Below are 20,181 nucleotides of genomic sequence, written 5' to 3'. Positions count from 1 at the left end.
CGCTTTCGAGGGGCCGCATTTCGATGCATCCAAACTACAGGCGAATACGTTCCTCGACTAGCGTCGTTCCGAAGTGGTTCCGGTCAACGTTCGCGATGTCATCACGGTATTTGCCTTGTGCGTAGAGAAAATGTCTACTGCCGCTTCAGACTGATGCTGCCTGCTGAAGCCGATATCGTTGGTAGGCTCGATTGGATTCGAACCAACGACCCCCACCATGTCAAGGTGGTGCTCTAACCAACTGAGCTACGAGCCTAGAGAAACGAGAGTATATGGACCTTTTTCGACTCTGGCAAGCAAATTGTGCGGTGCGGTGATCATGCCGCCCCCATTCGTCAGGCCTTGCGTGTCGCGCGCACCACGCCCGACACGTCGCCGAGCAGCGTGCAGGCACGCTGCACCTGCGCCGAATTCGACACTTCCACGGTGAATTGCATGACCGCCGCATTGCGCCGGCTCTGCGTTTTCACGCCGATCACGTTCATCTTCTCGCGCGCGAACACTTCCGAAATATCGCGCAGCAGGCCCTGGCGATCGCTGGCATCGATGATCAGGTCGACCGGATACACCGACGCGCCGCGCCCGCCCAGCACATCGGCCGACCAGGTGGTTTGCAGCACGCGCTCCGGCGCGCGCTCGGACATGCGGCGGAACATCGCGCAATCGCTGCGATGGATCGACATGCCCTTGCCACGCGTCACGAAGCCGCTGATCGGATCGGGCGGCGCCGGCCGGCAGCAGCGTGCCAACTGCGTGAGCAGCGCATCGACGCCAACCACCAGCACCCCCGTCGAGGCGCCATGTGCGACGCTCGCACCGCTGCTGCGCTTCTCGAACTGCTCCGGCGCCTCGATGTCGGGCTCGGGCGGCGGCGCATCGGACAGCGCATGCTCGACCGTACGCAGGCTGAACTCTTCCTTGCCGACCGCCGCGAACAGTTCCTCGGGCGCCTTGAAACCGAGCTTCGCCGCCAGGCTGTCGAGGCTGACCGATGTCTTGCCCTCGCGCTGCAAGGTCTTTTCGACCAGCGCCCGGCCCCGCGTGATGATTTCCTGCTGATCGCTGAGATTGAAGAACGCGCGCACCTTCTGGCGTGCCCGCCCGCTCTGCAGGTAGCCGAGTTGCGCGTTCAGCCAGTCGCGCGACGGGCCGCCCTCCTTCACCGCGACGATCTCGACCGTCTGCCCGTTGGCGAGCGGCGTATTGAGCGGCACCATCGAACCGTCCACCCGGGCACCGCGGCAACGGTGGCCGAGTTCGCTGTGCAGGTGATACGCGAAATCGATCGGCGTGGCGCCGTGCGGCAGCGCGATCACGCGTGCCTGCGGCGTCATCACGTAAATGTGGTCGTCGTCGAGCGAGGTTTCGCGCAGTTGCGCCCAAGCTTCGTTGCCGGCCTCTTCGGGCTCGCCGTCGGTCACTTCCTCGCGCCAGGCCAGCAGTTGCCGCAGCCAGGCGATCTTCTCGTCGTACTTGTCGCCGGCCGAGAACTGACCGCCGTAGCCGCGTGCGCCAGCTTCCTTGTAGCGCCAGTGCGCGGCCACGCCGTATTCGGCGAAACGGTGCATCTCCTGGGTACGGATCTGCACCTCGAAGGCACGGCCATCATCGCCGATCACGACCGTATGCAGCGACTTGTAGCCGTTCGGCTTGGGCCGCGAGATGTAATCGTCGAATTCCCTCGGCACCGGCTGCCACAGGTGATGCACGATGCCCAGCACCGCGTAGCAATCTTTGATGTCGGGAACGATCACGCGAAACGCGCGCACGTCGTACAGCTCGGAGAAATCGAGCTCCTTGCCGCGCATCTTGCGCCAGATGCTGTAGATATGTTTCGGCCGGCCGCTGACTTCGGCGGGGATCTGCGCGGCCGCCAATTCCTGTTCGAGCCGCGCGATCGCCTGCGTCACATAGGCTTCGCGCTCGACGCGTTTTTCGTCGAGCAGCTTGGCGATGCGCTTGTAGGTGACGGCGTCCTCGAAGCGGAACGCCAGATCCTCCAGTTCCCACTTCAGTTGCCAGATGCCGAGCCGGTTCGCGAGCGGCGCATAGATATCGAGCGTTTCGCGCGCAACATCGGGCGGCGGCTGGCGCTTCGCGGCTGCGTAATAGCGCAACGACTGAAGCCGCGAGGCCAGCCGGATCAGCACCACGCGAATATCCTGCGCGAACGCGAGCAGCATCTTGCGCAGCGCTTCGATCTGCGCGCGGCGTTCGGCCTGCGCGTCGCGGTTGCCTTCGGGCACCTGGCGCGCGGCCAGCAGGCTGACCGTGCCAAGCCGCAACAGCTTGCGCACGTCGCTCACCAGCTTCGCGACTTCATCGCCGAAGCGTTCGGCGATTTCCTTCTCGGGATCGTTCAGATGCGGCGTCAGCGGGAACAGCGCGGCCGCCTGCACCGCGTGCGGATCGACATTGAGCGTGCGCATCAGCGCGACGATGCCGGCAGCGTGATCGACGAGCCGCTCGCCCGAAGACAGACAGGCATCGCCCGCGTGCTCGCGCACGAACGCGAGCACGTCATCGAACTCGGGGGACGCGGCGGCGTTGGAAGCGGGATCGACGTTCATCGGCTGACCGGCAAAGGCATCGGAGAAGCAGTGTAGTTAGTTCTTTTGAGCGGCGACGACCACGATTTCGACGAGGCAGGCCGGATTGGCCAGCTTCGCTTCGACGGTGGCGCGCGGCGGCGTGGCGCCCTGCACGACCCACGATTCCCACACTTCGTTCATCGCCGGAAAGTTCACCATGTCGGTGATGTAGATCTGCACCGACAGCAGGTTTGCCTTGTCGCTGTTCACTTCGGCGAGCAGGCGATCGATGTGGCCCAGCACTTCGAGCGTCTGGCCCTTGATGTCCTGCGCCGTGTCTTCGGCGATCTGGCCGGCCAGATAGACGGTACCGTTATACACGGCGGTTTCGGAAAGACGCGCGCCGACATGATGACGAATGACTGCCATGGAAATTCCCGGAAAGAAATGAATGAGGTTCGGCCGGCAGCTCGGGCGTACGCGCCCGGGAACCTGCGGCCGAACTGCATATTATGACGCGTCTTGCTCGAAAAATCGGCGGGCGATCGTAATCTGTGCCGGGTCGAGGAACGCCGGGGCATGGCCCACGCCCGCAATCTCGACACTCGACACCGCCTTCCCGCGTGCCGTCATCTCGGCGACGGTGGCCGCCGACAGCAGATCCGACCCGGCGCCGCGCACCACCAGCAGCGGCCCTGCGAACGTTTCGAAGGCGAGCCACAGCACCGCCTCGCCAGCTTCGAGCTGCTCCGGCGTGGTGGCACGAAACGGTTCGGCGATGCGCGGGTCGTAACGCACGCGCCAGCCGCCGCTCGCCGCATCGTGCGCCAGCAGCGGCGCGTTGATCTCGCGCCATTCGTCGCTGGTCAGCGGGCCGAACGACGCGGCAAGCGCCGCGAGATGATCGATGCCGGCCTGCTCGGTATCGAAATGCATGTCCTTGCCGAGATACTCGCCGATCCGTGCGAGCGAATCGGGTTCGATATGCGGGCCGACGTCGTTGAGCAGCATCCGCGCGATCGGCGTATCGGGCAGACCGCCGAGCACCATGCCGATCAGGCCGCCCATCGAGGTGCCGAACCAGTCGACGCGCTCGACATCGAGCCGCGCGATCAGCGTGACCATGTCGGCCACGTATTGCGGCAGGCCATACAGGCGCGGATCGGCCAGCCAGCCGGAGCGGCCTCGCCCGGCCACGTCCGGGCAGATCACGCGGTAGCGGTCGGACAGCGCGGCGGCGAGGCGGTCGAAATCGCGGCCCGAGCGCGTCAGGCCGTGCACGCACACGAGCACGCGCGGATTATCGGGATCACCCCATTCGGTATAGGCAAGACGATGAAGACCTGCCGGGCTCGCGCATTGCACATGGCGCTCGCGCGGCGAGGCGGAAGACGGGAAGGAATCGGACATCGATGCGTCCTCGCGTTGGGCCGGCCAGGCCGGCGGACCGGCGGGCCGGGACGGCCCGCGCGCAGACGCGCTCGATTGTAAACCGCTTCGTTCCACGCATGCGGCGACGCTCGGCACCGAAGCCCGTGACGCTTCATGCGCCTGTCACGCCCGCGTCATCGATGCGCCGCTCGATCGCAGCGATGTGACCGCGCTCCGGCCTGCAAGCAAAAACGCCCCGCGGCGCGAGCCACGGGGCGTTCGTCGAATCGGTGCAACCGCTCGGGCGGCCACCCCGCTTCGCTCAGGACACGGCGCTGACGTCGAGCGGCGCACCCGTCTTGGCCTTGACCTCGTCGACGCTCACGCCGTCGGCCAGCTCGATCAGCTTGAGGCCGTCCGGCGTCACTTCGATCACGCCGAGATCGGTGATGATGATGTCGACCACGCCCACGCCCGTCAGCGGCAGATTGCATTCGTCGAGGATCTTGTGCTGATCGCCCTTCGCGACGTGCTCCATCAGCACCACCACGCGCTTGACGCCCGCCACCAGGTCCATCGCGCCGCCCATGCCCTTGATCATCTTGCCCGGGATCATCCAGTTCGCCAGGTCGCCCTTCTTGCTGACCTGCATCGCGCCGAGGATCGCCAGGTTGATGTGGCCGCCACGGATCATCGCGAACGAATCGGCCGACGAGAAGATCGACGAACCGGGCAGCGTGGTCACCGTCTGCTTGCCCGCGTTGATCAGGTCGGCATCGATTTCCTCTTCGGTCGGCGACGGCCCGATGCCGAGCAGCCCGTTTTCCGACTGCAGCCACACTTCGACGCCCGCCGGCACGTGGTTGGCCACCAGCGTCGGCAGCCCGATGCCGAGGTTCACGTAGAAGCCGTCTTGCAGTTCCTTGGCCGCGCGCGCAGCCATCTGGTCACGATTCCAGGCCATGTCAGTCTCCTTTCGCGCGCACGACGCGTTGTTCGATACGTTTTTCCGGCGTCGCGTTCAGCACGAGACGCTGCACGAAGATGCCCGGCGTGTGGATGTGATCGGGATCGAGCTCGCCGTTCTCGACGATTTCCTCGACTTCCGCCACCGTGATGCGGCCGGCCATCGCGCACATCGGGTTGAAGTTGCGCGCGGTGCGGCGATAGATCAGGTTGCCCGACTTGTCGGCCTTCCAGGCCTTCACGAGCGCGACATCGGCCGTCAGCGACGGCTCCAGCACGTAGTGGTTCTCGCCGAACTGGCGGGTTTCCTTGCCTTCCGCGATCACGGTGCCGTAGCCGGTGTTGGTGAAGAACGCCGGGATGCCCGCGCCGCCGGCGCGCAGCTTCTCGGCCAGCGTGCCCTGCGGCGTGAATTCGAGCTCGAGTTCGCCCGACAGGTACTGGCGCTCGAATTCCTTGTTCTCGCCGACATACGACGAGATCATCTTCTTGATCTGCCGCGTTTCGAGCAGCAGGCCGAGGCCGAAGCCGTCGACGCCCGCGTTGTTGCTGATGCAGGTGATGTTCTTGACGGCAGTGTCGCGCAGCGCGGCGATCAGCGCCTCGGGGATCCCGCACAGGCCGAAGCCGCCGACGGCATAGGTCTGCCCGTCCGCGACGATGCCCTTGAGCGCGGCAGCCGCGCTTGGGTAGATCTTGTTCATCTTTCTGTCCCTTCCTCTATGGAAACCAGTCGAACCGGTTCGCGACGCGTGTCGAACCTGCCGCGTCATTCTAGACACCCTCGGATGATCCCGCGTTGACAACGCGGCACTTCCGTCGAGTGATTTGCCGGAAAGGGTACGATGGGCAGCCAATACGGCACAATACGCAAAAATACATAAGCGTTCACCACCATGCGCGAACGCCCGACAACACCGCCCGATGCCCGAACTCGATTACCAGACTGCCTTCCACCTTGCGCCGATCGGCCTCGTGCTGTCGCGCGACCGCGTGATCGAGGATTGCAACGATGCGCTCGCGGCGATGTTCCGCTGCCGCCGCACCGACCTGATCGGCCAGTCGTACCGCGTGCTCTATCCGTCGCCGGACGAATTCCAGCGGATCGGCGAGCGCATCACCCGGGTGATGAGTGCAACCGGCTGCTATGCGGACGAACGGATCATGAAGCGCGCCGACGGCGAGCTGTTCTGGTGCCATGTGACGGGCCGCGCGCTCGACCGCGCGGCGCCGCTCGCCGACGGCGTGTGGACCTTCGAGGATTTGAGCGCGACGCGGCGCGTGGCCGTGGAGCTGACGCCGCGCGAGCGCGAGATCGCCGCGCAACTGGCCACCGGCAAGACCAGCAAGCAGATCGGCCGCGTGCTGGACATCAGCTCGCGCACGGTCGATATCTACCGCGCGCGGCTGATGCGCAAGTACGGCACGGCGAACACGGCCGAGCTGCTGCAGCGGCTGCTCGGCCAATAACGGAGCGGCGCGCGGATGCGCCGTGCACGCGCCCTGCCGCTTACTCGACGCGCTGGCGCAGCGCCGCTTCGATCGTATCGCGCAGCAGTTGCGGCAATGGCGTGGATTTGCCGAGCGCGTAATCGACCCAGACGCAGCGCGCGTTCCCGCGCGCGTACAGATGGCTCGGATCGTCTGCCCGGGCCAGCTCGAACCCGGTGTCGAAGCTGCTGCGCCCCGGCTTGGCAACGGTCATGCGTGCGATCACGTCGCCCGGATAGTGCAACTGCTTGAGGAACTCCATCGAGGCCGTGACGATCACCGGCCCCTGCCCTTCGCCGTTGCCGCCCGCAATGCCGAGCGCCTCGAACCACGAGATCCGGGCCTGCTCCATGTAGCGGAAATAGACCGTGTTGTTGACATGGCCGAACGCATCCATGTCGCCCCACCGGATCGGCATCGACATCTCGAAAACGGGAACGTATTCGCTCATTTCACTTTCTTCCAGCAGACCGCCGCTTCATGCGAGCCCGAACCCGTCGTCGGCCGAGATGATCGAGCCGTTGACGAATTGCGACTCGTCGGCCGCCAGCAGCAGGAGCAGGCCGTCGAGATCCTGCGGTTTGCCGACGCGCCGGCGCGGCAGCATCGACTGCAGCTTGCGGCCCTGCTCGGTTTCCCACAGGTCGTGATTGATTTCGGTATCGATGTAGCCGGGGCAGATCGCGTTGACGTTGATGCCGTGCCGGCCCCATTCGCTGGCCATCGCGCGCGTCATGTGTACCACGGAGGCCTTGCTCATCGAATACAGGCCGATCTGCGGGAACACCCGCAGGCCGGCCACCGAGGCGATATTGATGATGCGATACGGCGGTTTGCCGTGGCCGTTGCCGCGCATCATCATCCGTTTGGCCACTTCCTGCGCGACGAAAAACGCGCCGCGCGTGTTGGTGTCGAACACGAAGCCGAAATCCTCGGGCGTCACGTCGACGAGCTTCTGCATCGTCGACACACCGGAATTGTTGACCAGGATATCGATCGTGCCGGCTTCCGTTTCGGCGTGCGCCACCGCGGCGCGAATGCTCTGGTGATCGGTCACGTCGAGCGACACGACGTGCGCCGCGCCGCCGGCTGCCTCGATCTGCGCGCGCAGTTCCTTGAGGCGCTCGATACGACGGCTCGCCAGCACGACTTTCGCGCCGGCCTCCGAGAGCACCTGCGCGAAGCGTTGGCCCAGCCCGCTCGACGCGCCAGTCACCATCGCCACCTTGCCTTCCAGATTGATCGAACGACCCATCACAACTCCCTTGCTGGATAGCCCGGCATGCGGCTTGCTGCCGGGCAGGAACCTTATCATATAAATAGAACGATCGTGCTAATCTAGCCGCATTCTGTTGCGGCAACCGTTTTATTTGATCGACAATACGCTCCCAATTAAAAAGCATTCTAACGGTTAGAGGAACGCTCATGACCCCCACAAGCCTGATCGAGCAATACGGCCCCCGAGAGTCGATGGAATACGACGTCGTGATCGTCGGCGGCGGCCCGGCCGGCCTGTCGGCGGCCATCCGCCTGAAGCAGCTCGCGGCGGAAAAAGGCGGCGAAATCAACGTCTGCGTGCTCGAGAAGGGTTCGGAGATCGGCGCGCACATCTTGTCGGGCGCCGTGATGGACCCGCGCGCGATCGGCGAGCTGTTCCCCGACTGGAAGGAAAAAGGCGCGCCGCTCAACGTGGAGGTGGCCGAAGACCGCTTCCTGTTCCTCAGCGAAACCGGCGCGAAGTCCGTGCCGAACTGGGCGCTGCCCGACAATTTCAAGAATCACGGCAACTACGTGATCAGCCTGGGCAACGTCACGCGCTGGCTCGGTCAGCAGGCCGAAGCGCTCGGCGTCGAGATCTTCCCGGGTTTCCCGGCCGCCGAAATCCTCTATCACGAAGAGGGTTCGGTGAAGGGCGTGGCCACCGGCAACCTCGGCATCGGCAAGGACGGCGAGCCCACCGAGAACTTCCAGCTCGGCATGGAGCTGCACGCCAAGTACACGCTGTTCGCCGAAGGCTGCCGCGGCAACCTGGGCCGCCAACTGATCGACAAGTTCCAGTTGAACGCGAACGCCGATCCGCAGGCCTACGGGATCGGCATCAAGGAGCTGTGGGAAATCGATCCGGCCAAGCACAAGCCGGGCCTCGTGATCCACACGGCAGGCTGGCCGCTCGCCTCGGACACCTACGGCGGCTCGTTCCTGTATCACATGGACAACAACCAGGTGGTGGTCGGCTTCGTGGTGGGCCTGGGCTACTCGAACCCGTATCTGTCGCCGTTCGAGGAATTTCAGCGCTACAAGACGCACCCGGAAATCCGCAAGTTCCTGGAAGGCGGCAAGCGCGTGTCGTACGGCGCGCGCGCCATCACCGCGGGCGGGCTGGTGTCGCTGCCGAAAACGGTGTTCCCGGGCGGCGCGCTGGTCGGCGACGACGCCGGCTTCCTGAACGCGTCGCGCATCAAGGGCAGCCACGCCGCGATCAAGACCGGCATGCTGGCCGCCGACGCCGCGTTCGAGGCCGTGCAGTCCGGCCGCGAGCGCGACGAGCTGACGGCCTATCCGGAAGCCTTCAAGCAGTCGTGGCTCTACACGGAGCTGTACAAGGCGCGCAACTTCAAGCAGTGGATGGCCAAGGGCCTGTATCTGGGCACGCTGATGGTCGGCATCGAGCAGAAGCTGCTGGGCGGCAACGTGCCGTGGACGCTCCATCATCAGCACGCCGACCACGAGATGCTGAAGCCGGCCTCGCAATGCACGCCGATCGTGTATCCGAAGCCGGACGGCAAGCTGACGTTCGATCGTCTGTCGTCGGTGTTCATCTCGAACACCAACCACGAGGAGAACCAACCGGCCCACCTGACGCTGAAGGACCCGAGCGTGCCGGTCAACGTGAACCTGCATACCTACGCCGGCCCGGAAGCGCGCTTCTGCCCGGCTGCCGTGTACGAGTTCCAGAAGAACGACGACGGCAGCGACCGCCTCGTGATCAACGCGCAGAACTGCGTCCACTGCAAGACCTGCGACATCAAGGATCCGACGCAGAACATCGTGTGGGTGACGCCGGAAGGCGGTGGCGGCCCGAACTATCCGAACATGTAAGCACCACCGGCGTTCCTGACGCCGGAAACGAAACGGGCCTCGCGAATCGAATCGCGAGGCCCGTTTTTCATGGCGGTGCCCGAAGGCTTACGGCGCTTCCGGCGCGATCTTCGGCGTGGCCGTGTGAACGTCGCCGCACTGCGCACGATGACGCAGCGCGTGATCGATCAGCACCAGCGCCAGCATCGATTCGGCGATCGGCGTGGCGCGGATGCCGACGCAAGGGTCGTGACGGCCGAAGGTTTCGACGACCGATTCCTCGCCGGCCTTCGTGATCGAACGGCGCGGCGTACGGATGCTCGAGGTCGGCTTGATGGCGATCGACACCGTCAGGTCCTGGCCCGTCGAGATGCCGCCCAGGATGCCGCCCGCGTGATTGCCGACGAAGCCTTGCGGCGTGATCTCGTCGCCGTGCTCGGAGCCGCGCTGCGCGATGCTTGCGAAACCCGCGCCGATCTCGACGCCCTTCACCGCGTTGATCGCCATCATCGCGTGCGCGATATCGGCATCGAGGCGGTCGTAGAGCGGCTCGCCCCAACCCACCGGCACGCCGGAGGCCACCACGTCGATGCGCGCGCCGATCGAATCGCCGTCCTTGCGCAGTGCATCCATGTAATCCTCGAGCTGCGGAACGATCTCGGCGTTCGGCGCGAAGAACGGGTTCTCGCGCACATGCGACCAGTCGACGAACGGCACGTCGATCGCGCCCAGCGCGCTCATGTAGCCGCGCACCTCGATGCCGAAGCGCTCGCGCAGCCACTTCTTGGCCACCGCGCCGGCGCCGACGATCGGCGCGGTCAGGCGCGCCGACGAACGGCCGCCGCCGCGGTAATCGCGGATGCCGTATTTCTGCCAGTAGGTGTAATCGGCGTGACCGGGGCGGAAGGTTTCGACGATGTTGCCGTAATCCTTGCTGCGCTGATCGGTGTTGCGGATCAGCAGCCCGATCGGCGTGCCGGTGGTGCGCCCCTCGAAGATGCCAGAGAGAATTTCGACAGAGTCCGGCTCCTGGCGCTGCGTGACATGGCGCGAGGTGCCAGGCTTGCGGCGGTCGAGTTCGAGCTGGATGTCGGCTTCGGTCAGTTCCATCCCCGGCGGGCAGCCGTCGATCACGCAGCCGATCGCGGGGCCGTGCGATTCGCCGAAGGTCGTGACAGTGAAGAGCTTGCCGAGGGTATTGCCGGACATGGGAGCCGTTCCAGGAGAAAGTCGGGGAAACCGCTATTATGCCAGCCGCCCCGCCTGTCGAGGGTGCGCGGCTCCGCCGACGCCCGATTGCACGCTATTCGCGCCCTATTTCCGCAAGCCGCGCAGTTCGGTCACCACCTTCTGCAACACGTCCGGCAAGGCCGCCGAGGACTCGATCGGCTCGCCGACCGCCAGCGTCAGGCGGCTCATCGCGCCCTTCTGCACCGGCCGCGGCCAGCGCGCATCGCTGTGCCGCGAGAACCAGCTGCCCCACAGCCCGCGCAGCGCCATCGGCACCACCGGCACGTCGGCGCGGCGCAGGATTTCGGTCACGCCGTGGTGGAACGTGTTGATCTCGCCGGTGCGCGTGAGCTTGCCTTCCGGGAAGATGCAGACCAGATCGCCGTCCTTGAGCGCCGCTTCGCAGGCCGCATAGGCACGCTCCAGCATCTCGGGATTCTCGTGGCGCGGCGCGATCGGAATCGCCTTGGCATGGCGAAACGCCCAGCTTGCGAGCGGCGTGCGGAAGATCCGGTAATCCATCACGAAGCGAATCGGGCGCGGGCTGGCGGCGGCGATCACGAGCGCATCCACATAGCTGACGTGATTGCAGACCAGCACCGCCCCCGTGTCCTCGGGAATCCGCTCGGCATGCACCAGGCGAATGCGATAGAACGTGTGCACCAGCACCCAGGCCACGAAGCGCAGCAGGAACTCCGGCACCAGCGAATAGATGTAGGTGGCCACCACCACGTTCAGCAGCGCCGTGACGAGGAACAGCCCCGGAATGCCGACGCCCGCATGCGTCAGGCCCATCGCCATCAACGCCGACGCCACCATGAACAGCGAATTGAGGATGTTGTTCGCGGCGATGATGCGCGCGCGGTGGGTCGGCGCGCTGCGGCTCTGGATCAGCGCGTAGAGCGGCACGCTGTAGAAGCCTCCGAACATCGCGAGCAGGAACAGGTCGGCCAGCACGCGCCAGTGCGCCGGCTGCGCGAGGAATTCGCCGACGTTCAACAGGTGCGTGTGCGCCGGCAACGCGTGGCTCGCGAAGTACAGGTCGATCGCGAACACGCTGATGCCGATCGAGCCGAGCGGCACCAGGCCGATCTCGACGCGGTTGCGCGACAGCTTCTCGCACAGCATCGAACCCAGGCCGATCCCGATCGAGAACGTGGCCAGCAGCACGGTCACGACGTCGGGGTTGGCCGACATCACGTCCTTCGCGAACCCGAAGAACGAGGTCAGGAACGTCGCGCCGACGAACCACAGCCACGAGATGCCGAGCAGGCTCAGGAACACGGTGCGATTCTGGCCGGCCAGCTTCAGGTTGCGCCAGGTTTCCGACACCGGATTCCAGTTGATCTTCAGATCCGGCTGCGGCGCCGGCGTCACCGGCACGCCCGAGGCCACCAGCCGCCCGATCACGGCGATCACCACGCAACTGACGGCCAGCAGCAGCTCGCCGCGCCCGTCGATGCCGGCCGCCGCGCCACCGATGATGGTGCCGATCAGGATCGCGACGAAGGTGCCCATCTCGACCAGCCCGTTGCCGCCCACCAGTTCCTTGTCGCTCAGATGCTGCGGCAGGTAGGAATACTTGACCGGGCCGAACAGCGTGGAGTGCATGCCCATCATGAACGTGCACAGATACAGCAGCGAGGCGACATGGGTGACGAAGCCGGCCGCGCCCACCAGCATCAGCGCGATCTCGAAGGTCTTGACGAAGCGCGTGAGGCGCGCCTTGTCGTACTTGTCGGCGATCTGGCCGGAGGTGGCCGAGAACAGCATGAACGGCAGGATGAACACGGCCGAAATCAGGAACGCGGCCGTCTTGGGATCGACGCCGTTGAATTTCGTGCTCTGGTAGGTGATCAGCGAGGTGAAGCCGATCTTGAAGACGTTGTCGTTCAGCGCGCCGAAGAACTGCGTGGCGAAGAAGGGGGCGAAGCGTCGCTGGCGAAGCAGGCCGAATTGCGACGAGTGCGAATGGCGTTCGTTGCGCCGCGTGGTGGTTGTCGTATTGGAATCGCTCATGCGCTCGGGGCGCGCGGCATCGACGCCGCACGCGGTCGGTGTGTCGGATCGAAAACGGCCGGCACGCGTTCGCGTACCGGCCGTGGGAAGATGCGCGGCCCGTCCTGCGCATCCGGTGTGACGGGCAGCCGGCCTTGGCAGGCTGCCTTGCTTCGGTGAGCCCGGATCAGTTCGCCGCGGGTGCCTGATGCACTTCGCCGTCCGGCTCGGGCGGCCAATCGCGGATATACGCCTTCAGCATGCGATTTTCGAAGCTCTGCGCCTCGACCACCGTTTTCGCGACGTCGTAGAACGAAATCACGCCCATCAGCACGCGCTTCTCGAGCACCGGCATGTAGCGCGCATGGCGCTCGAGCATCATCCGGCGCACTTCGTTGACGTCCGTTTCCGGCGTGCAGGTGAGCGGATCGTCCATGACCTTGCGGACCTGGACATCGCCGATCGCGCCGCCATTGGCCTTCAGGCGCAGGATGATCTCGCGGAACGTCAGGATTCCGACCAGATCGCCGTACTCCATCACGACGAGCGAACCGATATCGCGCTCCGCCATCGTATCGACTGCCTCGCGCAGCGGCATATCAGGCGTCACGGTGTACAGCGTGTTGCCCTTGACTTTCAGAATATCGCTGACGCGCATTCTTGCCCCCAAAACTGGATGGTACATAACTGGTTTTCGATCCTATCGGAAACCCCATCGAAAAGGAAAGCGCGAGGCCCGCCCGGCAAGCCCCTACGGCAGGTGCCGGGGGCGGTCCAGCCGCCGGTTGCGGCCTGCCGCCGCGAGCCGCACAATGGCCGCCATGACGAGACGGGCATGCCGCCCGCCCGGGAGACAGCCATGACACGCACCGCCCAAGGCGAGGATTTCGCGAATTTCGCCCAGTTCTACCCGTTCTATCTCGGCGAGCACAGCAACCGCGTGTCGCGGCGGCTGCATTTCGCCGGCAGCCTCGGCGTGATCGGCTGCCTGGCGATGGCGGTCGCCACCGGCCATTGGGGCTGGCTGCCGGCGGCCATCGTGTGCGGTTACGGGTTCGCCTGGGTCGGCCACTTCTTCTTCGAAAAGAACCGCCCGGCCACGTTTCGGCATCCGGTCTACAGCCTGATGGGCGATTGGGTGATGTTCAAGGACATCTGCATCGGGCGGGTGCGGCTGTAAGGCAGCCGCGGATTCGAGACAGATTCGGGACATTCAGGCCGTTTCAGGTGGCGGCGCGGCGGTCTTGCCGGCACTCGGTTCGCCGCCGGGGCCGCCGGTTTCACCCGCTTCGTCGGCTTGCGTCACGTCCCGCCGGGTCAGCAGGTCGGCCAGCGTCGCGCCGAGCGGCTCGCCCGTCAGCGCCGCGATCAGGCGCGTGCCGTCGATCGCCGCGCGGCCGCGCTGGGCCTGATAGAGCAGCTCGTCGCGATCGACCACGAACGCGTCGAACAGTTGGGAAACCGTCAGTTTCTCCGGGTTGGCCAGCAGGATGTAGCGCGACGCCGCGCTGCTCCCGCCCTCCAGCCGCGCGACCCACTCGCGATCCTCCATCGCCGACAGCAGCCGCTGCGCGGTTTCCATGCCACAGCGCACCATCACCGCCAGCCGCGCCGCCGAATGGCCCGGTTTTCCGGCATCCTGGGCGTCGGCCAGACGCGCCAGCAGCGCGACGGCATCGAGCAGATCGCTGCCCGGATAGTCGACCCGGTGAAACTGGCCGATGCGGATCACCGGCAGCGCCGAGGTCAGCATCGCCCCGGCCAAGGTGATCAGCCAGCTCAGATACATCCACAACAGGAACAGCGGCACCGCCGCAAACGCGCCATACACGGCCGTGTAGGTCGGAATCCGCCGCACGTAGTAACCGAAGCCGCGCTTGGCCAGCTCGAAGGCGATCGCCGCGCAGATCCCGCCCACCACGGCATCGCGCCAGGCCACCGTGCAATTCGGCAAAAAGACATAGAGCAGCGTGAAGGCCAGCACCGTCAGCGGCAGCGACGCGATCGTCAGCAGCCATTCGAACGAGTTGACCGAATCCGGCGCGCCCGCAAAGGCCAGCGACTTGGTAAACAAATAGGACGAGATCGACAGGCTCACGCCGAACAGCAGCGGGCCGAGCGTGATGATGGCCCAGTACGCCAGCACGCGCTGCGCGAACGGCCGCGACTTGCGCACGCGCCAGATCACGTTGAACGCCGATTCCACCGTCATCATCGTCATCACGGCCGTGACCACCAGCACGATCAGGCCGGCCGTGGTCAGCCCCTTGGCCTTCGCCGAGAACTGATTCAGGTACTTGAAGATCTGGCTGTTGAACTGCGCCGGCATCAGGTGATCGGCGAGAAAGCCCTGCAGCGACGACTGGAACGACGAGAAGATCGGGAACGCCGTGAACAGCGCGAACGCCACCGTCACGAGCGGCACCAGCGCGAGGATCGTGGTGAACGTCAGGCTGCCCGCAACCTGCGGGATGCGATCTTCCGCGCCACGGCGGGCGGCGAAGCGCGCGAGACGCTTGATGGTGTCGAGATCCACACTCAACTTCGGCAACGGCTTTCTCCTTCCGACGGCCTGCTCCGCCGGCTGCGCCGCGGTCGCACCCCCTATAATAGCCGCTCACTCAAGGGACCTATGAAAGACATCCTGGTGCTCTATTACAGCCGCCACGGCGCCACGCGCGATCTCGCACTGGCGATCGCGGCCGGCGTCGACGCCGTACCCGGCATGCAGGCCCGCATCCGCACCGTGCCACCGGTTTCCACCGTCTGCGAAGCCAGCGAACCCGATATCCCGTCCGACGGCCCGCCCTACGCCGAACTGCGCGACCTCGAGGAATGCGCGGGCCTCGCGCTCGGCTCGCCCACCCGCTTCGGCAACATGGCCGCGCCGCTCAAGTATTTCCTCGACGGCACCACGCCGCAGTGGCTCGCCGGCGCGCTGGCGGGCAAGCCCGGCTGCGTGTTCACGTCGACCGGCAGCCTGCACGGCGGCCAGGAATCCACCCTGTTGTCGATGATGCTGCCGCTCCTGCACCACGGCATGCTGATCGTCGGCATCCCGTTTACCGAGAGCGCACTGAGCACCACCGACGGCGGCGGCACGCCATACGGTGCGTCGCATCACGCACACGGCGGCCAGCCGGGCACGCGCCACGGCATCTCGGCCGACGAGAAGGCGCTGGCCATGGCGCTCGGCACCCGTCTCGCGCGCGCCGCCGCGAAGCTCGACGCCGCCTGATGGACGCCCCGCGCGCCGCGCCGCCCGCCGGCCGCCCCGCCTTCGCGCTCGCCGCGGCCGGCTGTCTGGCCGCGCTGATCGTGCTGTCGGTGGCGTGGGAAGTCTGGCTCGCACCGCTGCGCCCCGGCGGTTCGGCACTGATGCTGAAGGCCGTGCCGCTCGCGCTGATGCTGCCGGGGGTGTGGCGGCGGCGCCTCTATACGCTGCAGTGGGCGTCGATGCTGATCCTGCTGTACCTTGCCGAGGGCGTGGTGCGCGGCATGACCGATCGCGGGCTGTCGGCTCGGCTGGGTTGGGTCGAATGCGTGCTGGCGCTCGGCTTTTTCGTGGCGACGATTGCGTATGTGGCGCCGTTCAAGCGTGCCGCCGAACTGGCTGCCCGGCAGATCGGCACGGCCTCCGGCGCAGCCCGAGCCGAACCGGCCGACAATGAGGCCCATGCCGCGCGGCGCCCGCAGTCGGCGACACGCCCGCCGCGCCGCCCCTCCTGACCGAATTCGAGACACTCGCGATGACCACCTCCCCCGTCTTCCTCGATGCCTGCCGCGCTGCGATCGGCGCCGACCATGTGCTGACCGACGCGCAGGACACCGCGCCGTTCGTCACCGATTGGCGCAAGCGCTACCACGGCGCGACCTGCGCGGTGCTGCGTCCCGGCACCACGGAAGAAGTGGCGGCCGTCGTGAAGCTGGCCGTCGAACACCGTATCGCGCTGGTTCCGCAAGGCGGCAACACCGGTCTTGCCGGGGGCGCCACGCCGGACGACAGCGGCTCGCAGGCTGTGCTCAGCGTGGCGCGATTGAACCGCGTCCGTGAACTCGACGCGCACAACAACACCATCACCGTCGAAGCCGGCGTGATCCTGGCCGACGTGCAGGCACGTGCACAGGAAGCCGGCCGCCTGTTCGCGCTGAGCCTGGCCGCCGAGGGCAGTTGCACGATCGGCGGCAACCTGTCCACCAACGCCGGCGGCACCGCCGTCCTGCGCTACGGCAACACGCGCGAGCTGTGCCTCGGCCTCGAAGTCGTCACGCCGCAGGGCGATATCTGGAACGGCCTGCGCGGCCTGCGCAAGGACAACACCGGCTACGACCTGCGCGACCTGTTCATCGGCGCCGAGGGCACGCTCGGCATCATCACGGCCGCCGTCATGAAGCTGCATCCGCGCCCGGCGGCGCAAGTCACCGCGCTCGCCGCGCTCGAATCGCCGCATGCCGCACTCGATTTCCTGTCGCTGGCACAGCGCGCGGCCGGCCCGCTGCTGACCGGTTTCGAGCTGATGTCCGATTTCTGCATGCGGCTGGTCGGCAAGCACTATCCGCAGTTGCGCTACCCGTTCGCGACGCCGCACGCGCAAACCGTGCTGCTCGAACTGTCCGACAACGAGAGCGAGGATCACGCCCGCGCGCTGTTCGAGGCAATGATGGCCGAAGCGTTCGACGCCGGCCTCGTGGTGGACGCGGTGGTGGCCGAAAACCTCGCGCAGTCGCGCGCGTTCTGGGATCTGCGCGAACATATCTCGCTCGCGCAGTCCGACGAAGGCCTCAACGTCAAGCACGACATCGCCGTGCCGATCTCGTCGATCGCGCGCTTCATCGACGAAACCGACGCCGCCATCCAGCAGGTCGCGCCCGGCGCGCGCATGGTGACGTTCGGCCATCTCGGCGACGGCAACCTGCACTACAACGTGCAGACGCCCGAGGGCGGCGACGCCCGGGCCTTCCTCGCCGAATTCCAGGCGCCGATCAACCGTGTCGTGTACGACAACGTGCACCGCCATCACGGCACCATCAGCGCCGAACACGGCATCGGGCAACTGAAGATCGACGATGCGCAGCGCTACAAGTCGCCGGTGGAAATCGGGTTGATGAAGACGCTGAAGCAGGCGTTCGATCCGCTCGGGTTGATGAATCCGGGGAAGGTGTTGCGGTAAGCGGGCCAACGCGGCCTCTCACACCGAACTTCCCCAAGCAGGAGCTTTCATGTCGATCCGCGTGCGCGTGCTGTCCGACCTGCATCTCGAAGGCAACATGCCGGAAGCGATTCCCGGCGCCGCCGCCGATCTCGTCGTGCTGGCCGGCGACATCCACAATCACGCCGAGGGCCTGCGCTGGGCGGCCGAGAACTTCGATCCCGACGTGCCGGTGATCTACGTGCCCGGCAATCACGAGTATTACGACGGCGCGTTCGGTGCGCTCGAAGCCGCGATGCGCGACACGGCCCGCGCGCTCGACAACGTCCATTACCTGAACGGCGATGTCCACGTCTCACCGGACGGCCGCTTTCGCGTGCTCGGCACGACGCTCTGGACCGATTTCGCGCTGTTCGGCAACGACGAGGCCACGCTCACCAATGCAATGACGGCCTGCGCCCGCACGATGTTCGATTTCAACGGTGTGATTCAAGTGGATTGGGCCGCGGCCGGCGATACGGAACGCGGCGGCAGCCCGGGCCCCGGCGAATCGCGCGCCCTGACGCCGGCCGACACGCTGGCCCTGCATTGCGGCGCGCGCGCCTGGCTCGAAGCCGAGCTGGCCAAACCGTGGGCGGGGCAGACGATCGTGGTGACGCATCACGCACCGCATCGCGCCAGCCTGGCCGAACGCTACGCGAACGAGATCGTCTCGGCCGGTTTCATCAGCGACCTGACGCCCCTGGTGGCGCCGCCGGCCGCACTGTGGATCCACGGCCACACGCATACCTCGTTCGACTACGAGACGGCGGCCGGTACGCGCGTGGTCTGCAACCCGCGCGGCTACATTCGACGGAAAACGGGTGAACGCGAAAATCCCGCGTTCGCATGGGACAAGGTGGTGACGCTGCCAAACGCCACGCACACCACACACGCCACCTCGTTGGAACGGCTGTAACGCGCCGTAAACGACAACGGGCGTGCAACAAGCACGCCCGTGTTGCGATCGAGTGCAAACGATCGCGGAAAATCGTCACGCCGGTAGCAATCGGTAACAACCGCCCGCTGCCTACCCGCGAAAATGCCACGGAAAAGCCGGCGTTCATGCCGCCGGCTTGCCGACCCGGTTCAATACCGCGAAGAACGCCGCGCTTGCGCGTCGTCCGGGCGCCGAACCCGCACCGGCACCAGTTGGCGCTGCTTCGCGCGCAGCAGGTCGCGTGCACCCACGATACCCATCCAGCCGGTCACGGCCGCGAGACCCAACATCACCCAGTGCGCGCTCATCGATTTTCTCCGTCAGTCAGTCCGACATCCAATGACTCAACAGTAGCAAACCCTGCGCGTTTCAAGCGTAAAAAAATGTTGCGAGACCGAAAAGAAGTGTGAGCGCCCAACGATTCGACGCATCAGGTCTCGCGCGTGAATTGCTTGAGCGCCGTCATGTCGGCCTCGAGCGTGGCCGGCAGCGATTCGCGCATGAAATCGACCCAGGTGCGGATCTTCGCGTCGAGATATTGGCGCGACGGATACAACGCGTAAATGTTCATCACGTGCGAGCGGTATTCGGGCATCACACGCACGAAATCGCCGTTGCGCAGGCCGGTAATGGCCGTATAGAGCGGCAGCACGCCGATCCCCATCCCCTCGCGGATCGCCACCGACAAGGCCTCGGCCACGTTGACCCGGAACGGCGGCGACGCCACCGGCAGGCTTTTCTCGCCATCGGGCCCGACCAGCGTCCATTCGTCCCACTGGAAACCGGGCGCGACCATCCCGAGGCAGGTATGCGCGTCGAGATCCTGCGGCACCCGCGGCACGCCGTGCCGTTCGAGATAGTCGCTCGATGCGCAGGCCACGCTGAAGGTTTCGCCGAGACGCTGCGAGACCAGGCCCGAATCAGGCAGGTTGCGGTCGATCACGATCGACACGTCGAACCCTTCGTCGAGCAGGTCGGGCAGGCGCTGCGCGAGCGTCAGATCCACCTGCACCTCGGGATAGCGCTGCCGGTAGCGCGCGATCATCGGCACCGCGTAATGCTGGCCGAGGCTCGTCATGCAATGCACCTTGAGCTTGCCGGACGGGCGCGCGTGGGCGTCGCTGGCCTCGGCTTCGGCCTGATCGACATAGGCCAGGATCTGCTCGCAACGCTGCAGATAACGTTCGCCGGCCTCGGTCAGCGCGATCCGCCGCGTGGTGCGGTTCAATAGCCGCGTGCGCAGATGCGACTCCAGATCCGACACCGCGCGCGATGCATAGGCGGTGGTCGAATTGAGCTGCTGGGCGGCCGCAGTAAAACTACCCGCATCGACCACGCGGACGAACACACGCATGTTCTGAAGCGTATCCATACTGATTCCCCCTTG

The 20,181-nt window shown here is 65.9% G+C and carries 19 protein-coding genes, 1 tRNA gene and 1 pseudogene; 7 read left to right on the top strand and 14 right to left on the bottom strand.

Annotated features, from left to right (window positions below; translation table 11 throughout):
- Positions 1-179: 179 nt before the first annotated feature.
- The 6 genes and pseudogenes from AB4850_RS21085 to AB4850_RS21060 form a co-directional block, all read right to left on the bottom strand.
- Positions 180-256: transfer RNA gene (locus tag AB4850_RS21085), tRNA-Val, on the bottom strand.
- Positions 257-335: 79 nt separating this feature from the next.
- Positions 336-2,570, bottom strand: a complete 2,235-nt coding sequence (locus AB4850_RS21080; protein WP_414444934.1) for a RelA/SpoT family protein — start codon at positions 2,568-2,570, stop codon at positions 336-338.
- A 36-nt stretch (positions 2,571-2,606) separates the two neighbouring features.
- Complete coding sequence (locus tag AB4850_RS21075; RefSeq protein ID WP_414444933.1) at positions 2,607-2,960, bottom strand: RidA family protein; 354 nt, start codon at positions 2,958-2,960, stop codon at positions 2,607-2,609.
- A gap of 81 nt (positions 2,961-3,041) precedes the next feature.
- Positions 3,042-4,045, bottom strand: a pseudogene (locus AB4850_RS21070) (alpha/beta fold hydrolase); the annotation flags it as partial.
- 179 nt (positions 4,046-4,224) lie between these two features.
- Positions 4,225-4,866, bottom strand: coding sequence for a CoA transferase subunit B (locus AB4850_RS21065; protein ID WP_414444932.1), 642 nt, complete (start codon positions 4,864-4,866; stop codon positions 4,225-4,227).
- Position 4,867: 1 nt separating this feature from the next.
- Complete coding sequence (locus AB4850_RS21060) at positions 4,868-5,572, bottom strand: CoA transferase subunit A (protein WP_414444931.1); 705 nt, start codon at positions 5,570-5,572, stop codon at positions 4,868-4,870.
- Between the two features lie 220 nt (positions 5,573-5,792).
- Here AB4850_RS21060 and AB4850_RS21055 point away from each other — a divergent pair, with 220 nt between their 5' ends.
- Positions 5,793-6,338 carry a LuxR C-terminal-related transcriptional regulator gene (locus AB4850_RS21055; RefSeq protein WP_414444930.1) on the top strand — a complete coding sequence of 182 codons (546 nt, stop codon included), beginning with the start codon at positions 5,793-5,795 and terminating at the stop codon, positions 6,336-6,338.
- 40 nt (positions 6,339-6,378) lie between these two features.
- Here the strand turns inward: AB4850_RS21055 and AB4850_RS21050 are convergent, their stop codons facing one another.
- Positions 6,379-6,810: an acyl-CoA thioesterase gene (locus AB4850_RS21050; RefSeq protein WP_414444929.1), complete on the bottom strand. Its 432-nt coding sequence runs from the start codon at positions 6,808-6,810 to the stop codon at positions 6,379-6,381.
- 27 nt (positions 6,811-6,837) lie between these two features.
- Complete coding sequence (locus AB4850_RS21045) at positions 6,838-7,614, bottom strand: SDR family oxidoreductase (protein ID WP_414444928.1); 777 nt, start codon at positions 7,612-7,614, stop codon at positions 6,838-6,840.
- Between the two features lie 170 nt (positions 7,615-7,784).
- Between AB4850_RS21045 and AB4850_RS21040 the strand changes: the two genes are divergently transcribed.
- Positions 7,785-9,458 (top strand): electron transfer flavoprotein-ubiquinone oxidoreductase, encoded by a 1,674-nt coding sequence (locus tag AB4850_RS21040; RefSeq protein WP_414444927.1) that lies wholly within the window; start codon positions 7,785-7,787, stop codon positions 9,456-9,458.
- 87 nt (positions 9,459-9,545) lie between these two features.
- Here the strand turns inward: AB4850_RS21040 and aroC are convergent, their stop codons facing one another.
- From aroC to AB4850_RS21025, 3 genes are all read right to left on the bottom strand, one after another.
- Positions 9,546-10,646: a chorismate synthase gene (gene aroC, locus AB4850_RS21035; protein ID WP_414444926.1), complete on the bottom strand. Its 1,101-nt coding sequence runs from the start codon at positions 10,644-10,646 to the stop codon at positions 9,546-9,548.
- Positions 10,647-10,751: 105 nt separating this feature from the next.
- Positions 10,752-12,686, bottom strand: coding sequence for an MFS transporter (locus tag AB4850_RS21030; protein WP_414444925.1), 1,935 nt, complete (start codon positions 12,684-12,686; stop codon positions 10,752-10,754).
- 166 nt (positions 12,687-12,852) lie between these two features.
- Positions 12,853-13,323, bottom strand: coding sequence for a CBS domain-containing protein (locus tag AB4850_RS21025; protein ID WP_414444924.1), 471 nt, complete (start codon positions 13,321-13,323; stop codon positions 12,853-12,855).
- A 201-nt stretch (positions 13,324-13,524) separates the two neighbouring features.
- Between AB4850_RS21025 and AB4850_RS21020 the strand changes: the two genes are divergently transcribed.
- Positions 13,525-13,845 carry an Mpo1-like protein gene (locus AB4850_RS21020; RefSeq protein WP_414444923.1) on the top strand — a complete coding sequence of 107 codons (321 nt, stop codon included), beginning with the start codon at positions 13,525-13,527 and terminating at the stop codon, positions 13,843-13,845.
- Positions 13,846-13,878: 33 nt separating this feature from the next.
- On the opposite strand, the gene AB4850_RS21015 is transcribed toward AB4850_RS21020, so the two are convergent.
- Complete coding sequence (locus tag AB4850_RS21015; protein WP_414444922.1) at positions 13,879-15,216, bottom strand: YihY family inner membrane protein; 1,338 nt, start codon at positions 15,214-15,216, stop codon at positions 13,879-13,881.
- A gap of 81 nt (positions 15,217-15,297) precedes the next feature.
- On the opposite strand from AB4850_RS21015, the gene wrbA reads away from it, so the two are divergent.
- The 4 genes from wrbA to AB4850_RS20995 are packed head-to-tail and all read left to right on the top strand — an operon-like array spanning position 15,298 to position 18,773.
- On the top strand, positions 15,298-15,903 hold the full coding sequence (wrbA, locus tag AB4850_RS21010; protein ID WP_414444921.1) for an NAD(P)H:quinone oxidoreductase: 606 nt from the start codon (positions 15,298-15,300) through the stop codon (positions 15,901-15,903).
- Positions 15,903-16,394: a DUF2069 domain-containing protein gene (locus AB4850_RS21005; protein WP_414444920.1), complete on the top strand. Its 492-nt coding sequence runs from the start codon at positions 15,903-15,905 to the stop codon at positions 16,392-16,394. The genes wrbA and AB4850_RS21005 overlap by 1 nt, the downstream gene beginning before the upstream one ends.
- Positions 16,395-16,414: 20 nt before the next feature.
- A complete protein-coding gene (locus AB4850_RS21000) occupies positions 16,415-17,836 on the top strand; it encodes an FAD-binding oxidoreductase (RefSeq protein WP_414444919.1) in 1,422 nt (473 codons plus the stop codon).
- A 55-nt stretch (positions 17,837-17,891) separates the two neighbouring features.
- On the top strand, positions 17,892-18,773 hold the full coding sequence (locus AB4850_RS20995; protein ID WP_414445572.1) for a metallophosphoesterase: 882 nt from the start codon (positions 17,892-17,894) through the stop codon (positions 18,771-18,773).
- Positions 18,774-18,943: 170 nt separating this feature from the next.
- Here the strand turns inward: AB4850_RS20995 and AB4850_RS20990 are convergent, their stop codons facing one another.
- The gene (locus AB4850_RS20990) at positions 18,944-19,102 is read right to left on the bottom strand and encodes a hypothetical protein (protein ID WP_414444918.1); all 159 of its coding nucleotides are present in this window, start codon (positions 19,100-19,102) and stop codon (positions 18,944-18,946) included.
- 122 nt (positions 19,103-19,224) lie between these two features.
- The gene (locus AB4850_RS20985; protein WP_414444917.1) at positions 19,225-20,166 is read right to left on the bottom strand and encodes a LysR family transcriptional regulator; all 942 of its coding nucleotides are present in this window, start codon (positions 20,164-20,166) and stop codon (positions 19,225-19,227) included.
- Positions 20,167-20,181 lie beyond the last annotated feature (15 nt).

Origin of the sequence: Burkholderia sp. 22PA0106, assembly GCF_047497155.1 — a bacterium.
In the GTDB taxonomy this organism is placed as follows: Bacteria; Pseudomonadota; Gammaproteobacteria; order Burkholderiales; family Burkholderiaceae; genus Burkholderia.
The sequence above is the reverse complement of the archived record's forward strand: the minus strand, read 5'-3'. Positions and strand labels throughout refer to the sequence as shown.

Coding starts and splice junctions, on each gene's coding strand:
- AB4850_RS21080 (WP_414444934.1), bottom strand. CDS start 2,570: ATGAACGTCGATCCCGCTTCCAACGCCGCCGCGTCCCCCGAGTTCGAT.
- AB4850_RS21075 (WP_414444933.1), bottom strand. CDS start 2,960: ATGGCAGTCATTCGTCATCATGTCGGCGCGCGTCTTTCCGAAACCGCC.
- AB4850_RS21065 (WP_414444932.1), bottom strand. CDS start 4,866: ATGGCCTGGAATCGTGACCAGATGGCTGCGCGCGCGGCCAAGGAACTG.
- AB4850_RS21060 (WP_414444931.1), bottom strand. CDS start 5,572: ATGAACAAGATCTACCCAAGCGCGGCTGCCGCGCTCAAGGGCATCGTC.
- AB4850_RS21055 (WP_414444930.1), top strand. CDS start 5,793: ATGCCCGAACTCGATTACCAGACTGCCTTCCACCTTGCGCCGATCGGC.
- AB4850_RS21050 (WP_414444929.1), bottom strand. CDS start 6,810: ATGAGCGAATACGTTCCCGTTTTCGAGATGTCGATGCCGATCCGGTGG.
- AB4850_RS21045 (WP_414444928.1), bottom strand. CDS start 7,614: ATGGGTCGTTCGATCAATCTGGAAGGCAAGGTGGCGATGGTGACTGGC.
- AB4850_RS21040 (WP_414444927.1), top strand. CDS start 7,785: ATGACCCCCACAAGCCTGATCGAGCAATACGGCCCCCGAGAGTCGATG.
- aroC (WP_414444926.1), bottom strand. CDS start 10,646: ATGTCCGGCAATACCCTCGGCAAGCTCTTCACTGTCACGACCTTCGGC.
- AB4850_RS21030 (WP_414444925.1), bottom strand. CDS start 12,686: ATGAGCGATTCCAATACGACAACCACCACGCGGCGCAACGAACGCCAT.
- AB4850_RS21025 (WP_414444924.1), bottom strand. CDS start 13,323: ATGCGCGTCAGCGATATTCTGAAAGTCAAGGGCAACACGCTGTACACC.
- AB4850_RS21020 (WP_414444923.1), top strand. CDS start 13,525: ATGACACGCACCGCCCAAGGCGAGGATTTCGCGAATTTCGCCCAGTTC.
- wrbA (WP_414444921.1), top strand. CDS start 15,298: ATGAAAGACATCCTGGTGCTCTATTACAGCCGCCACGGCGCCACGCGC.
- AB4850_RS21005 (WP_414444920.1), top strand. CDS start 15,903: ATGGACGCCCCGCGCGCCGCGCCGCCCGCCGGCCGCCCCGCCTTCGCG.
- AB4850_RS21000 (WP_414444919.1), top strand. CDS start 16,415: ATGACCACCTCCCCCGTCTTCCTCGATGCCTGCCGCGCTGCGATCGGC.
- AB4850_RS20990 (WP_414444918.1), bottom strand. CDS start 19,102: ATGAGCGCGCACTGGGTGATGTTGGGTCTCGCGGCCGTGACCGGCTGG.
- AB4850_RS20985 (WP_414444917.1), bottom strand. CDS start 20,166: ATGGATACGCTTCAGAACATGCGTGTGTTCGTCCGCGTGGTCGATGCG.